Below are 15,310 nucleotides of genomic sequence, written 5' to 3' on the forward strand. Positions count from 1 at the left end.
GAGGGCTTTTGGAGCATTGAAATTATCATTCATATCCTCATATGTCATCGCCATTAAGTCTTTGATGTCTTTATCTAAAATAAAATTACCATCACCTCCCTTTAGTGTATCAAGGCTTTGGAGTATTTTATTCGCTTCCATCAAGCGTTTATATCCTTTTTCTGCTGCTTGCAAAGCATCATCGTTCATGTCAAGCGTAGAGCCATAATGCGCTTGTAGAAAGAAAAAGCGAGCAATCATGGCTGTATAACCTTTTGAAACGTGTGGAGAATTGCCAGTAAATAACTCGGCTGGCGTAATATTATTGCCATCCGATTTTGACATTTTTTTACCATTCAGCAACAGCATATTGGCGTGCAACCAATAGTTGGCACCCATACAATTACAGGCGCCAAAGTTTTGAGCAATTTCATTTTCATGGTGTGGAAATTGCAGATCCTGCCCCCCCCCATGAATATCAAAATGCACGCCCAATAGTTGCTCACTCATTGCCGAGCACTCAATGTGCCAGCCTGGACGTCCCTTCCCCCAAGGCGATTCCCAAGACGGCTCTCCCGGCTTTGCCGATTTCCACAGCACAAAATCTAACGGGTCTTTTTTATTCGAATCGATTTCGACACGCTCACCGGCACGCAAATCATTCAGAGACTTGCCGGAAAGTTTTCCGTAACTTGGAAAATTGTGCACAGCATAATAAACATCGCCATTACTTGCCTGATAGGCAAGATTCTTCTCAACCAAAGTACCGATCATACCGATCATGTTTTCGACATAACCCGTTGCACGCGGTTCGTAGGTCGGTGATGAAACGCCTAACGCTGAAGAGTCCTCATTCATGGCCTGAATAAAACGATCTGTCAGCGTTTCGATTGATTCATTATTTTCTTGCGCGCGTTTGATAATTTTGTCGTCGATATCGGTAATATTCCGTACATAGCTAACATCAAAATCATTTGCCTTAAACCAGCGGACAACCGTGTCAAAAACAACCAAAACCCGCGCATGCCCCAGATGACAGTAATCATAAACAGTCATGCCGCAAACATATATTTTTACTTTTCCAGGCAGGATAGGAACAAAGTCTTGTTTTTCCCGGGCGATTGAGTTATAAATTTTAAGCATAAGGCCAACAGATAAAATTGTGGAGCTGACTATCTTCTTGATAGAATTCCGGATGTTCTTGATGATTGAATCAGGAAATAAATAGCCAATGAGTATAGCATATTGCAAATATGAAACTCTTACCCTCGTTTATAACTAATAGGATAACTATGCGACTCTGCCAGATTTTGATTTTTCTGTTTTTAATTTCGATAAACCTGAGTGTTAATGCCGCAGACATACGAGTTGAAATGAAAACGAGTAGTGGGAATATCGTACTTGAGCTTTATCCGGACAAAGCCCCCAAAACAGTTGAAAATTTTCTGCAGTATATTGAAGAGGGTTTCTATAAAAACACGTTGTTCCACCGTGTGATATCCGGTTTTATGATTCAAGGCGGCGGATTCGATACTGCTTTCAAACAGAAACCGACCAGACCACCGATTCAGAATGAAGCTGCCAATGGTTTAAAGAATGAAATCGGAACGATAGCAATGGCACGCACATCGGATCCGCATTCTGCTTCCGCACAGTTCTTTATTAATATCGCGAATAACGGATTCCTCAATTATAAAGCACCCAGCCAAAGCGGTTATGGATACACTGTATTTGGCAAAGTAATCACCGGCATGGAAATTGTGAATAAGATCGCATCCACACCAACTGGATCAGGCGGCCCTTTTTCAGGTGATGTGCCAAAAAACAGCGTAATTATCGAAGAAATTATTAAATTACCTGTCCCTGAGAAACAGAACCCTCAGTAACAGGAATCATAAACCCATAAAGGATTGATATGGTCAGATTACAAACTAATTTTGGTGTTATAACACTTGAACTGGATAGTGAGAAAGCACCTGAAACTGTGCAGAACTTTTTAAATTACGTTACCAGTGGATTTTATGACAACACCTTATTTCATCGTGTCATTGATGATTTTATGATTCAGGGTGGCGGATTTGAGCCCGGAATGAAACAAAAAACCACGCAAGCACCCATTCAAAATGAGGCTGCTAATGGACTCAAGAATGACACTTATACCATCGCGATGGCGCGTAGTGCTGACGTGCATTCCGCAACCGCGCAATTTTTTATTAATGTGGCCAGCAATGGATTTTTAAATTATAAATCCCCATCATCACAAGGCTATGGTTACTGTGTATTCGGAAAAGTAATTGAAGGTCAGGATGTCGTTGATAAAATCAAGAAAGTTAAAACCGGAGATTCTGCTGGTCACCAAAATGTTCCGCTCGAAGATGTTATTATTCAGAAAGCTGAAGTAACTTAATCACTGGCAAGTAGTAGAAAGCATTTTTGATGTAAGTTAAACATGCACAACAATCACGTTTTTTTACGACAAACCTCGTACTAGATCATCCTGAAGATCCTGTACCGCTTCTAACCCCACGGCGATACGTAACAACCCATCGGATATACCAGCGGCATCTCTTGCTTCTTGACTAATACGAGCATGGGTTGTCGTTGCGGGATGTGTCAGCGTGCTCTTGACATCGCCCAGATTAGCAGTGATCGATATCAGACGTGTCGAATCAATAACACGCCAAGCCGCCTCTTTGCCACCTTTCACCTCAAATGTGACAATACCACCACCTGATTTCTGTTGACGTTTAGCTAACTCATATTGCGGATGAGACATTAAGCCAGGATAAAATACGCGCGTCACATTCGGTTTGGATTCAAGCCATCGAGCCATTCTCAGGGCATTCTCGGCATGTGCCTCCACGCGTATTTTGAGTGTCTCCAGACCTTTCAATATAACCCATGCATTGAATGCACTGAGTGTTGGTCCAGCTGTACGCAAAAACCCATATATACCGCCATCCATTAGCAATTCCTGGTTACCTAACACGGCGCCCCCCAATACCCTACCTTGCCCATCCAAATACTTGGTTGCAGAATGTATGACAATATCAGCACCCAGCTCGAGCGGTTTTTGCAGGATGGGTGTACAAAAACAATTATCAACGACTAGCCAAATACCAGACCTTCTGGCAACTTTTGATAATTCAGCGATATCTGAAATTTCTGTTAATGGATTGGACGGCGTTTCCAGAAAAAATAGCTTGGTGTTAGGCTGTATTGCAGTTTCCCATGAATTAACATCCGTAGCCGATACAAACGTGGTATCGATATTAAATCGCTTCAATATGTTATTAAATAAATTGACAGTGGCTCCAAATAAACTGCGCGAAGCGACGATATGATCACCGGCAGAGAGTAATCCCATTACACATGCAAGTATTGCTGACATGCCAGAAGAAGTCGCAATACATGCTTCTGCGCCTTCCAGCACCGCAAGCCGCTCTTCGAATGCGGTTACAGTTGGATTGGTAAACCGGGCATAAATATTCCCCGGCTCACTCCCGGAAAAGCGTGCAGCTGCCTGTGCGGCGCTATCAAAGACAAAACTTGATGTTAAATACATTGCCTCGGAATGTTCATTAAACTGACTACGATGAATACCGGTATGGAGTGCAAGTGTCTCTGGTTGTAAATGATCAGACATGTCTATAAAACCTCAAGCAAAAACGTAAAAATGTTAACAATCTGAAAATATTTTAGTATTCACTACTATTTATTCAACTGTTGTCAGCATTGAAAAGTGTAATCAATTAAATATAAACAGAAATTACTAATCAGAGAAAACCAAACTTAAATCAAGTTGTGTATTAGATCTGGTTTGCAAAAAAGATTGACTGGAATTTCGTTGTAACTCAATGGTGCGTAAATATTCTGTTGTTACATCGCCTGTTATATAGTTTCCATCAAAGCATGAAGTCTCAAAATTTTTTACAGTGGGAGATATTTTTGAGATAGCTCGGACAAGTGCTTCAAGATCTTGATAAATAAGGTAATCTGCACCAATTTCACGGCAAATTTCCTCTGTGCTACGATCGGTTGCAATTAATTCTTGGCGCGTGGGCATATCGATACCATACACATTGGGGTATCTCACTGGAGGGGCTGCAGATGCAAAATAAATTTTATGTGCACCAGCCTCACGTGCCATCTGCACGATCTCACGACTTGTCGTGCCACGTACAATTGAATCATCAACTAATAAAACATTTTTGCCACGGAATTCTATACCGATTGCATTGAGTTTCTGACGTACTGATTTACGCCGTTGTTGCTGACCAGGCATAATAAAGGTACGACCAACATAACGATTCTTAACAAAACCTTCGCGAAAATTGACCCCCAATTGATTGGCGAGTTGCAATGCACTCGGCCGGCTTGAGTCCGGTATCGGAATTACCACATCAATATCCAGATGATGCATTGATTTTCTAATTTTTTCAGCGAGATGCTCGCCCATATTCAATCGTGTTTCATAGACCGAAATACCATCGATCACGGAATCAGGCCGGGCCAGGTATACATATTCAAAAATACAAGGATTCAGTGAATAATTGGTCGCACATTGTTTATTGTAAAAATTTCCAGCTTCATCAATAAAAATAGCTTCTCCTGGCGCTACATCGCGTATCAGTTTAAAGCCTAGTGTATCGAGAGCAACACTTTCTGAAGCAATCAGGTATTCATGCCCGTTTTCACTCTCTACCGTACCAAAAACTAACGGGCGTATGCCATAGGGATCGCGAAAAGCTAACAATCCGTATCCGGCAATCATGGCTATAACTGCATAGGCACCTTTGCAACGTTTATGTACACCCGATACAGCCGTAAAGATTGTGGCAGGATCGAGCTGGCAATTACGCGTGCTTTCCTGTAATTCGTGTGCGAAAACATTCAGCAGAACTTCAGTATCTGAATTGGTGTTGACATGCCTTAAGTCAGCCCTAAACAATTCCTGGCTAAGCTCCTCCGCATTTGTCAAATTTCCATTATGACTCAGTACAATACCAAAAGGTGAATTCACATAAAAAGGTTGCGCTTCAGCTGCAGAATTGACAGATCCAGCTGTGGGATAACGTACATGGCCAATACCGATATTACCGGCTAACGCTCGCATATTCCGGGTACGAAATACATCTCGCACCAATCCAAGGCCTTTGTGCATATGAAAAGTATTACCTTGTGCGGTTACTATACCACTTGCATCTTGTCCACGATGCTGCAGCATTAATAAGCCATCATAAAGCAATTGATTGGCTGGCAATTTTGCAACAATGCCGAGAATTCCACACATAGAAATACTCCGTAAGATTTTCTCTAATCAGCTCAAAGATGTAGATTGAAAATATTTAATAAGTGGAATAATAATCACACAAATGCAAGCGTAGTGAATCATATTAAGAATTTTCTTTTCTTTCGTAGCTGATACGCTTTGACAGATCATTTGGCAACCAAGGTAAAATTTGTATTGCAATCGCTTCCAACGGACGACTGGAAATAGCTTGCTGCCAAAATACTTGATTAGGAATCGTTGTCAGTCCAGCGATCAGAACCAGTAACATCACAATAACGAGTGCTCTGATAAACCCAAATATCGAACCAAGCAATCGATCGATAAACCCTAACCCAATACCTTTAATTAGAACTGACAGCAACATTGTCGCTAAGGCAGTAATAAGTAATACGGAAAGAAATGTTAAAACAAATGCAATAGAAATCCGGAGTGTCTCACCGGCTATTTCAGTAGGCAGAAATTGTTCAAAAAATGATGCATACGCGCTAGCTACTATAAAAGCAACTATCCAACCTGCAACAGACAGTGCTTCACGAACAAATCCTCGAATAATACTGAGAACTATCGATACGAGGAAAATACCGGATACAACATAATCAAAAACAGTCATCGGTTAAAATTAATACAGTTCTTGTAATTAAGCGCTATGAATAAAAATTAGTTCAAAAGTTAAGAAAGATGGAATATTTACAATCATCTTGGCACCACTACCCCATCTAAGCCGATCTTCTTTAGCTTTTTTAATTCATTCTCTGCAGCACTTCGGATCATAAAAGGACCAATACGCACACGCGTCACTTCATTATTATCAATTCTAAGTGTTTCCATATAGGCCTTAAATCCATTTGATACCAAAATTGCCTGTTGCTGCTTTGCTTTCAATTGATCAGAAAATGCACCTAGTTGTACGACGAATCCCTTCGTCGTATCTGCAGTTGCAGTTGCAGTTGCAGTTGCAGTTGCAGTTGCAGCAGCTGAAGTAGTTGTCGCAGACGCTGTCGCCGCGACAGTTGCTGCCGCATTATTTATAGCATTTGTGTTTTTTACTTCAATGGGAGGTTTATTAACTTTCGGTTTAATGCCTGGGATCGGAGTGCGTTTCTGTTCACCGGACACTTGGATGATTTCCTCAGTGTCTTGTGGGGTAACTTTAGGTTTACTCTGTAATTCAGGTAATGCCTCTACGCCAATAATAGACTCGCGACCTGCTGGATCTGCTTTGGATATAAAACTATTTTTGCTGTTCTTACCAGGTACTGGCAAATTAATGGCAATCTCATGTTTTTCATTATCGGATTTTGGTTCATCGAAAATAATCGGTAATACAATTACCGAAATGAGAACTAAAACGATAGCGCCAACCAAACGTCTTCTCGCGCGCTTTCGTAGCAATAATTCTTCTTCACTGATATTTTTTGTCATTTGAAATATCCAATTATTACTTGCTATGAAGCGTGTTCAAATAACGCAACACGTCACCCACTGTATAGAAAGATCCGAATATGCAGATTCTATCATTTTTAGTTGCTCGTTCACAGGCAAAAACAAAAGCCGCCACACAATCTGGAAACTTATAAATGACGTTCTTGTTATTTGAAATACCGGCTTTATGAATCTCATTGATTAAATAATCAGCAGTAGCAGCACGAGGAGTATGAATTGATGATATTAGCCAGAAATCAATATCATTTTTTAATTCCTGAATCACTCCAAAAATGTCTTTATCCTGCAGCATAGCAAATACAGCGTAGGTATAGCCAGCCGGTTTTGTCGCAACCAAATTTTCAGACAAAACAGAAGCTGCAGCCGGATTATGTGCCACATCCAGAATTATCATGGGTTGCGTTGAAACAACTTGAAACCGGCCTGGTATGACAGCTTCAATTAGCCCTTGACGTACTTCATTCATACTGACAGGCAGCAATTCATCTAGCGTATCTAGTGCAGCTAAGCAAGTACTCGCGTTTTGCAGCTGTTTCTCACCGCGCAAAGCAAGAAAAGGGAGAGAGTATCGCCAGCCCTTCGGTCCCCAAAAATCCCACTGTGTATTCTTCTTTGAAAAACCAAATGCTTTTTCAAATTGAAAAAAATTTGCACCAATACTTTCAACTTGTTGATTAACCGAGTCGGGTAAATTAATTTCCGCACAAATAGCCGGTTTGTTTTTTCTAAAAATAGCGGCTTTTTCAAATCCTATCTTTTCCCTCGTAGCTCCAAGATATTCCATATGATCTAAATCAATGCTGGTTAAAATTGAACAATCCGCATCAAATATATTGACAGCATCAAGTCGCCCCCCCAAACCCACTTCCAAAATTGCTACATCAACTTGAGCCTTAACAAACAAATACATCGCAGCCAGTGTACCGAATTCAAAAAAAGTTAAAGAAGTTTGACAATTTTCTCTTGCGACATCTATTCGCGCAAATGCGTAGCAAAATCTTTCATCATCAATCTCTTTTTTATCGATACGAACACGTTCGTTATAGCGAAGTAAATGGGGTGAAGTATAGCAACCTACTTGGTAACCAGCACAACACAATATCGATTCAAGCATCGCACACACTGAACCTTTACCGTTCGTACCACCAACTAGAATAATAGGAAATTTAGGTATCAGTCCAAGTTTCTGTCTGACCTGATTTACACGATCCAATCCCATTTCAATGGTTTTTGGATGAAGCGCTTCAAGATAAGCTAACCAGTCAGCGAGTAAGTCAGGTCCGCTACTTGTTGCATTCATGTCGTATGAACTAATCTTGATTTAGGATGTGGGTGCTGGCACGCGCATCAGTTGCGTACAAAGATTGACAATCTTGCCGCGCATTTGTCTTCGATCCACAATCATATCAATCGCGCCATGCTGCAATAAGAATTCAGCTCGCTGGAAGCCTTCGGGAAGTCTTTGACGCACTGTCTGCTCAATAACGCGCGGGCCGGCAAATCCGATAAGTGCACCGGGCTCGGCAATGACCACATCACCAATAAAGGCAAAGCTTGCTGAAACACCACCCATGGTTGGGTCTGTCAATACTGAGATAAAAGGTAATTTGTTATGGCTTAATCGTGTCAGTGCAGCGGTTGTTTTAGCCATTTGCATTAGTGAAAACAAACCCTCCTGCATGCGTGCACCGCCACTGGCACTGAAACATATAAATGGCAAATGGTGAGTAATACATGTTTTAACACCACGTACAAAACGTTCGCCGACAACAGAACCCATTGATCCGCCCATAAAACCAAATTCAAATACTGCAACGACTACCGGGACAGTCTTGATGGTTCCTTGCATTACAACCAAAGAATCATCTTCATCAGTACTTTCCTTTGCTTGCGCTAATCGATCTACATAACGTTTGCTATCTTTGAACTTAAGTGCATCTGTTGCAATCACCTCGGCACCAATTTCATTCTGACCATCGGGATCAAGCAGCAAATCAAGACGGTTTCTTGCAGAAATGCGATTATGATAATCACATTTAGGACAAACATTCAGGTTCTTAGCCAAATCTGTGTAATATAAAACGGCTTCGCAAGTATTACATTTACTCCACAAACCTTCTGGCACGATTTTCTTTTCACCAGTTTCTTTTCTTTTTATTTTTGGTGGAATAATATTCTGAAACCAACTCATGAGGATCGCTTCCTAAACTGCAGGTTGAATATTGCTTTAATTTTCATCAATGGCTTTGCGTAACGTATTCAACAAGTTTCCTACATTATGTAGTAGCTCTTCGCCATCCGATTTCTCAATCTCTTCTATAATTCGACTACCCACTACTACAGCGTCTGCCAGACCAGCTACTGCTTTAGCTGTTGCTCCATCACGAATACCGAATCCAACGCCAATCGGTAGTGAAATATACTGACGTAGTTGCATCAACATGACACTCACATTCTGAAGATCAAGGTGTGATGCGCCGGTTACACCCTTTAACGAAACATAATAAATATAGCCTCTCGCTATTTTCGCCACTTGCTCAATCCGTTCCTGGGATGTTGTGGGAGATAATAAGAAGATTGCATCGATCCCATGCTGATCTAAGCATTGCACCCACTCACCTGATTCTTCAGGCGGATAGTCAACGATTAGAATACCATCGACACCACATTCTTTTGCTTTGACTGCCAACAATTCATAACCCAGTGCTTCAATAGGATTTGCATATCCCATCAAAACAACGGGTGTATCCGTATCCGTTTTTCTGAATTCTGCCACCATATCCAGTACACCATTCAGACTCACATGATGTTTTAAAGCTCTCTCCGAAGATCTCTGTATCGTAGGCCCATCCGCCATCGGATCTGAAAAGGGTATGCCTAACTCTATGATGTCAGAACCTGATTGAACAAGCTGATGCATTAACTGGACCGTGATTTCCGGATTGGGATCACCAGCCGTGATAAATGGAATTAAAGCTTTTCGATTTTGTTTTTTTAATGTAGCAAATATTTTAGCGATACGACTTATTTTTTTAGTGTCACTTTGTCCACTAAAAAAACTCATTAAATTTTTAATACTATCTAGGCTCATCGGCTCAATCCACTCTCAATTCTTTTCGGAAAATTACAAATGCACAACACTGATTATCGAAATGCTAGAGTGTTAACCCGGACATTTGCGCGACAGTCGCCATATCCTTGTCACCTCGGCCAGATAGATTAACCAGCAGCAATTTGTCTTTCGGTAATGTAGGCGCATATTTAGCAGCATAGGCCAGAGCATGGCTTGATTCCAGTGCTGGCATTATGCCTTCATAGCGACAGAGTGTATGAAATGCTTCTAGCGCTTCATCATCGGTAATTGCAACATATTCTGCACGCCCGCAATCTTTAAGCCAAGCATGTTCCGGTCCAACGCCGGGGTAATCAAGACCGGCTGAAATAGAATGTGTTTCAATAATCTGACCATTCTCATCCTGGATAAGATAGGTACGATTTCCATGTAATACTCCGGGTCTACCCGTTGATAAGGTCGCTGCATGCTGGTTGGTATCAATACCTTTTCCCGCCGCTTCCACGCCAATCAGCCGGACATTCACATCATCAATATAAGGATAGAATAACCCGATTGCATTTGATCCCCCACCAACACAGGCAATGAGTGCATCCGGTTGCCGATTGAAATCCTCTTGCATCTGTACCTTGGCTTCTTTTCCTATAATCGCCTGAAAATCCCTGACCATCATCGGATAGGGGTGTGGTCCGGCGACTGTACCAATGATATAAAAAGTGTTCTCAACATTAGTAACCCAGTCACGCATTGCCTCATTTAGCGCATCTTTTAATGTTCGAGATCCCGATTCTACCGGCACCACTGTTGCACCCAAGAGTTTCATACGATAGACATTGGTTGCTTGCCGCCTAACATCTTCAGAGCCCATATAAACAACGCATTCCATCCCATACCGCGCCGCCACTGTCGCACTGGCCACACCATGTTGGCCAGCACCCGTCTCAGCAATGACACGTTTTTTACCCATGCGCCGGGCTAACAATGCCTGTCCAATTGTATTGTTTATTTTATGCGCGCCGGTATGATTCAAATCTTCACGTTTCAACAGTATTTGCGCACCACCCAAATGCTCAGACCATCTTTTAGCGTGATAGATTGGACTGGGGCGTCCTACATAATGCTTTAATTCATAGGAAAACTCTGCCCGAAATTCCGGGTCGTCACGATAAAACTCATATTGCTTGCGTAAATCCTCAAGTGCCGAAATTAACGTTTCAGCTACAAATATGCCTCCATAAGGTCCAAAGTGACCATTTTTATTGGGGAGATCATAAGCACTCACAATTGTTTAACTCCTTGCATGAAAGCAAAAATTTTTTGTTCATCTTTAATACCTTTTGAAGCTTCCACGCCACTTGAAACATCAACCGCCCACGGCTGAGTTTGCTTAATTGCCATTGCTACATTATCTGGATTTAAACCACCAGAAAGAATAAGCGGCAATGGCAGATATTGCGGGATAAGTCCCCAATTAAAAGTATGTCCCGTGCCCCCGGGCATATCTGCAGCATAAGTATCCAGCAATAATGCTTTCGCAGTCCTATATCTTTCAGCGTATTGTAGCAAATCTGTGTCTTGTTTGACCCTAATCGCCTTAATATAAGGCTGAGAAAATTGATTACAAAACTCCGGTGTTTCATCACCATGAAATTGGAGCAAATTTAATTTTGAAACTTTACTGGTTTCTTCAACCCATGCCGCATCGGGATCTACATAAACACCGACGGTACAAACAAAAGGCGGTATATTTTCCGTAATCCGGCTTGCCGAATTCGGGTCAATATAACGTGCGCTTTGCTGCCAGAAAACAAAACCAATTGCATCGACACCTAATTGAACTGCCGCTTGCGCATCTTCACAACGGGTAATTCCACATACTTTTACGCGCACTGACATAATAATCAATAGTCTTTTTTGTGTACCTAATTACGAGTGGATAGTCCTGGAATAATTGGCACTTCAGCTAATTCCGGCATGCGCCAGCCGCAATCATATTTCACACCCACCAGATATAACCCTGCAGGAGAGAAAGTTGGTGCTGCGTATATCCGATTGCGACTTTCCAACAACTCATACATCCATTCAGCAGAATACTTTCCTTTACCAATATATACAAGGCAACCGATAATATTTCTTACCATGTGCTGCAAGAACGCATTGGCGCGCAGATCAAAAATCAATAAATTTCCGTGGCGCGTGATGTTCAATTGTGTCATCGTCCGAATAGGAGATTTTGCCTGGCATTCGGCTGATCGAAACGAGGAAAAATCATGTTCTCCGATCAAGATGTTACTTGCAGTTTGCATTTTCTCCAACGCAAGCGGCTGATGATACCATCCTATTTTTTTATCATGAGTGCCTGGTCGAACTGGGTGATTTAATAGCAAATAAATGTAACGTCGCTCAATTGCACTGTATCTTGCATGAAATTTTTCGGATGCTTCGGTTGCCCACAGTATCGCTATGTTCCCTGGCAATAGCGCATTCACTCCGCGTATCCAGGCGCTGGTCGGGCGTTGTGCAAGTGTATCAAAATGCACCACCTGATAAAGTGCATGAACCCCGGCATCGGTACGCCCAGCGGTAATGACGCGAATTGCTTCTTTTGCTATCTTAGATAAAGCTGTCTCAAGCGCATCTTGAATCGAACAGCCTGCCGGTTGACTTTGCCATCCGCAATACCGGCTACCGTCATATTCTAAGACAAGCACTATCCGCACGAAGAAAAAACCGCCATTCCAAATTGATCAATGTCAGATATTGCTATGTGACCAATAGATATCGCTAACAGGCAGTTAAAAAACATATTCGAAGCAGTCAACTCAAGGAAGAAAAAGGCGGAAATGCGCAATTATGTATAATCAATGAGCATTTTGAACTTGATTTTAACACCGTAGCGGCAACGTAGATAGTTTCTCAACACTCCCGCTAAAGGGTTTTCAGCATTTTCTTCGCAGCTTTTTTTTGTTTCATATCCCCGTCGCGCGCCACTTCTTCAAGCATTTCTTTGGCACCTTCTTTATCATCCATTTCCAGATAAGCTTTTGCCAAATCGAGCTTGGTTTCAATTTCCTGCCATGCCTCACCCGTATCATTCAAATCCGCCTTTTCATCTTTCTCGCCCACCGGATTGGCATCTTCAAGATCCAAATTAATATCGGCTAATTCGAGTTCAGGCATCTTAGACAATGACTCTGATTCCATCGTATCCGGCACAATCTCTTGAGGTTTATCAAACTCCAAAGGTTCATCAGTTAAGCTGGCTTTTTCTGCATTGCTATCAAAAGAGTTAAACTCATCATTCATCTTGGAAACCTCAGTTTCATTTACAGATTCTTCTTCCGTCAAATCGATATCTGAGTCAGCAAGATCAAAATCTATCCCCTCATTATTCTTTTCTGCAGCTTTATCATCGGAATTTACAGAATCTAAAGACTGCTCTGAATCATCAGGAAATTCAGTACTCTGTTTCACAGAACTTTCTGTTGAGAAAGATTGATTGAAAGCTAAATTCTTTTTGCCCTCATCGGTTTCATCGCTCAAATCAAAATCAATTTCATTGGTAAAATCTGCGGAACCATCCTTCTGCGAAGAATCAATGAATTGACTATAATCTTCTTCAAAATCTTCTTTTGAATCTGTATCAACATCCTGTTGAAAATTATCTGGCAACAGCTCATCTCCAATCCGAGACTCAGAAATAGATGCTGGATGCGAGTCAGATTTCTCAGCATATTCAGCATCTTCTTCGTAATAAGTCGTCTTTTTATCAAAAGTTTCATCCTGTTCTTCAGTTCCAGAATAGGCATTAATGTTCTCATAGGTTAAATCATTTTCTGCTTCCTCTGATACAGACTGGTTCGTATCAGTCTGAGGCATAGCAGTCTCGACAGTTGCCATTGAGGCCATCCGCGACTGCATCGATGAAGCAAAGTCTTTTTCCGTTGTATCATCTTCTTCCACATCAGCTTTTAACTGATCTCGACGTCGCTTAAGAATCAGCAAAGTGAGTAACAATACTAGAATCGAGGCAGCGCCAATATATTCGATATAACCAAATAATTGATCGGTCAATGATCGTTCCGTAGTTTCATCAGGTGATTGCGATGGATTAGCTGTCGCATTCTGGATCATTGCTTCAGTGGCGAGTTGAATTACCGGAGCTTCTTGCATCTGCGGGGGGGAATCCATACTCAACTTTGGATCTTTTGTAGTTAATGCGTTAACCGTCACAGGTGACCGAACTTCTGGTTGCCTTGTAACAGATTCTGCTTTAGTTTGTGCCTGAGCTAAAACAGAATCCTTCAGTTCCAGCAATTGCTTCATATTTTCAATGCTTTTTTCCAGCATCGCTACACGCTGATTGGCCTCCTGCAAAGCAAGATTGCGTGCGATAGCATCTTCTTCCATCATCCGGAGACGATCTACTAAAGTAGATTCAGCAATCTGACCATTTTTATCAAGCAACTGAGCACCACTTGATAGCTTCAAAACTTCTTTAGGGGTTCCAGATGCTGCTATAGATTTTTTATCAATATTGGTCGTGATTTGACCTTGATCTGATTGACTGATTGTGTGAGATGTCGATGATTCTCTGCTGATCGTCGCTAGCTTTCCTTGATAATTACGCCAGTCCCCAATCTGCGTTTTGATTTCCGCCTTTGCCGTTGATGTATCAATGGCTGTTACTTCACTTCTCTCGGGTATCTTAAGAACGACACCAGTTCTGAGCAAATTCATGTTGTCGGCAATAAAGGCATCACGATTCGCACGATAAAGTGCCACAAGCATCTGATTAAGATCGACCCCAGCTGGTAAAACCTGGCGGGCAATTGACGATAGGGTATCTCCCCGATTCACCGGTCCATAGGTTTTTTTCGTTTGATTAGAAGAGCTGTTTTTTGATTTAGACGAGCTTGTCGCTTGATTATTTTTTTCAATACCAGAAGATTTTTCCGCATCTAGCCTCGTTACGGTTATTCTCTGGGCAGGATTGCTGTTCGCTGCGGCTAGATTCTGTGTTTTCGCTTCAACAGGATCAAGCAAGACGGTATATTCGCGCAATATACGCCCTGAAGCCCAATTCAACTCCATCAGAATCATTAAGAACGGATCATTAACAGCTTGCGGCGAAGTCAGCTTGATATAGGGATTGCCATTAGTCCTTGACTCTATCGAGGCTTTGACAGATGACAGGATAGACTCATAGTTGATACCAGCTTGCGTATATGCTTCCCGCTTTGCGATACTGGCTTTTAGAGATTGCACTTCATCACTGTTGGTGGCAACGATATCAATTTCAGCATTTAGGGGTTGTCCCAATGCTGAATTGAGTGTCAGTTTACCGAGTCCCGCTGCCTGAATAACAGCGCATGGCAACATCAGAATGATTACAAACAAGCTAACTCTAAAAGATGTTTTATACACCGAAATACCCTCTCTGGTTTTTGAAAATAAATATCGAAAGGCTAGCATTGTAGCGTAATCACGCAAGCTGCGATTATGCCTCAAATTGCTGGCTA

14 protein-coding genes are annotated in these 15,310 nt (G+C 41.8%); 2 read left to right on the forward strand and 12 right to left on the reverse strand.

The window, feature by feature from the left end:
* Positions 1-1,122 (reverse strand): cysteine--tRNA ligase (gene cysS, locus ACH10T_RS11915; protein ID WP_394809487.1); only part of this gene is annotated, 1,122 nt, incomplete at its 3' end.
* 149 nt (positions 1,123-1,271) lie between these two features.
* On the opposite strand from cysS, the gene ACH10T_RS11920 reads away from it, so the two are divergent.
* Entirely contained in the window at positions 1,272-1,865 is a 594-nt protein-coding gene (locus ACH10T_RS11920) for a peptidylprolyl isomerase (protein WP_394809488.1), read from the forward strand.
* 29 nt (positions 1,866-1,894) lie between these two features.
* Positions 1,895-2,386, forward strand: coding sequence for a peptidylprolyl isomerase (locus tag ACH10T_RS11925; protein WP_394809489.1), 492 nt, complete (start codon positions 1,895-1,897; stop codon positions 2,384-2,386).
* A 63-nt stretch (positions 2,387-2,449) separates the two neighbouring features.
* On the opposite strand, the gene ACH10T_RS11930 is transcribed toward ACH10T_RS11925, so the two are convergent.
* The 11 genes from ACH10T_RS11930 to ACH10T_RS11980 all read right to left on the reverse strand — a co-directional run bounded on the left by ACH10T_RS11930 (position 2,450) and on the right by ACH10T_RS11980 (position 15,281).
* Positions 2,450-3,625, reverse strand: a complete 1,176-nt coding sequence (locus ACH10T_RS11930; protein WP_394809490.1) for an O-succinylhomoserine sulfhydrylase — start codon at positions 3,623-3,625, stop codon at positions 2,450-2,452.
* Positions 3,626-3,751: 126 nt separating this feature from the next.
* Positions 3,752-5,272, reverse strand: coding sequence for an amidophosphoribosyltransferase (gene purF, locus ACH10T_RS11935; protein WP_394809491.1), 1,521 nt, complete (start codon positions 5,270-5,272; stop codon positions 3,752-3,754).
* A gap of 103 nt (positions 5,273-5,375) precedes the next feature.
* A complete protein-coding gene (locus tag ACH10T_RS11940) occupies positions 5,376-5,882 on the reverse strand; it encodes a CvpA family protein (RefSeq protein WP_394809492.1) in 507 nt (168 codons plus the stop codon).
* Between the two features lie 83 nt (positions 5,883-5,965).
* The gene (locus ACH10T_RS11945) at positions 5,966-6,694 is read right to left on the reverse strand and encodes an SPOR domain-containing protein (RefSeq protein ID WP_394809493.1); all 729 of its coding nucleotides are present in this window, start codon (positions 6,692-6,694) and stop codon (positions 5,966-5,968) included.
* 16 nt (positions 6,695-6,710) lie between these two features.
* Positions 6,711-8,015, reverse strand: a complete 1,305-nt coding sequence (gene folC / locus ACH10T_RS11950; protein ID WP_394809494.1) for a bifunctional tetrahydrofolate synthase/dihydrofolate synthase — start codon at positions 8,013-8,015, stop codon at positions 6,711-6,713.
* 21 nt (positions 8,016-8,036) lie between these two features.
* Positions 8,037-8,906: an acetyl-CoA carboxylase, carboxyltransferase subunit beta gene (gene accD / locus ACH10T_RS11955; RefSeq protein WP_394809495.1), complete on the reverse strand. Its 870-nt coding sequence runs from the start codon at positions 8,904-8,906 to the stop codon at positions 8,037-8,039.
* A gap of 36 nt (positions 8,907-8,942) precedes the next feature.
* A complete protein-coding gene (gene trpA / locus ACH10T_RS11960; protein WP_394809509.1) occupies positions 8,943-9,743 on the reverse strand; it encodes a tryptophan synthase subunit alpha in 801 nt (266 codons plus the stop codon).
* 127 nt (positions 9,744-9,870) lie between these two features.
* Positions 9,871-11,070, reverse strand: a complete 1,200-nt coding sequence (trpB, locus tag ACH10T_RS11965) for a tryptophan synthase subunit beta (RefSeq protein WP_394809496.1) — start codon at positions 11,068-11,070, stop codon at positions 9,871-9,873.
* Complete coding sequence (locus ACH10T_RS11970) at positions 11,067-11,684, reverse strand: phosphoribosylanthranilate isomerase (RefSeq protein ID WP_394809497.1); 618 nt, start codon at positions 11,682-11,684, stop codon at positions 11,067-11,069. Before ACH10T_RS11970 ends, trpB begins: the two co-directional genes overlap by 4 nt.
* A 26-nt stretch (positions 11,685-11,710) precedes the next feature.
* Entirely contained in the window at positions 11,711-12,508 is a 798-nt protein-coding gene (gene truA, locus ACH10T_RS11975; RefSeq protein WP_394809498.1) for a tRNA pseudouridine(38-40) synthase TruA, read from the reverse strand.
* Between the two features lie 208 nt (positions 12,509-12,716).
* On the reverse strand, positions 12,717-15,281 hold the full coding sequence (locus ACH10T_RS11980; RefSeq protein WP_394809499.1) for a FimV/HubP family polar landmark protein: 2,565 nt from the start codon (positions 15,279-15,281) through the stop codon (positions 12,717-12,719).
* Positions 15,282-15,310 lie beyond the last annotated feature (29 nt).

Origin of the sequence: Nitrosomonas sp., from assembly GCF_043753625.1 — a bacterium.
Classification (GTDB): Bacteria; Pseudomonadota; Gammaproteobacteria; order Burkholderiales; family Nitrosomonadaceae; genus Nitrosomonas.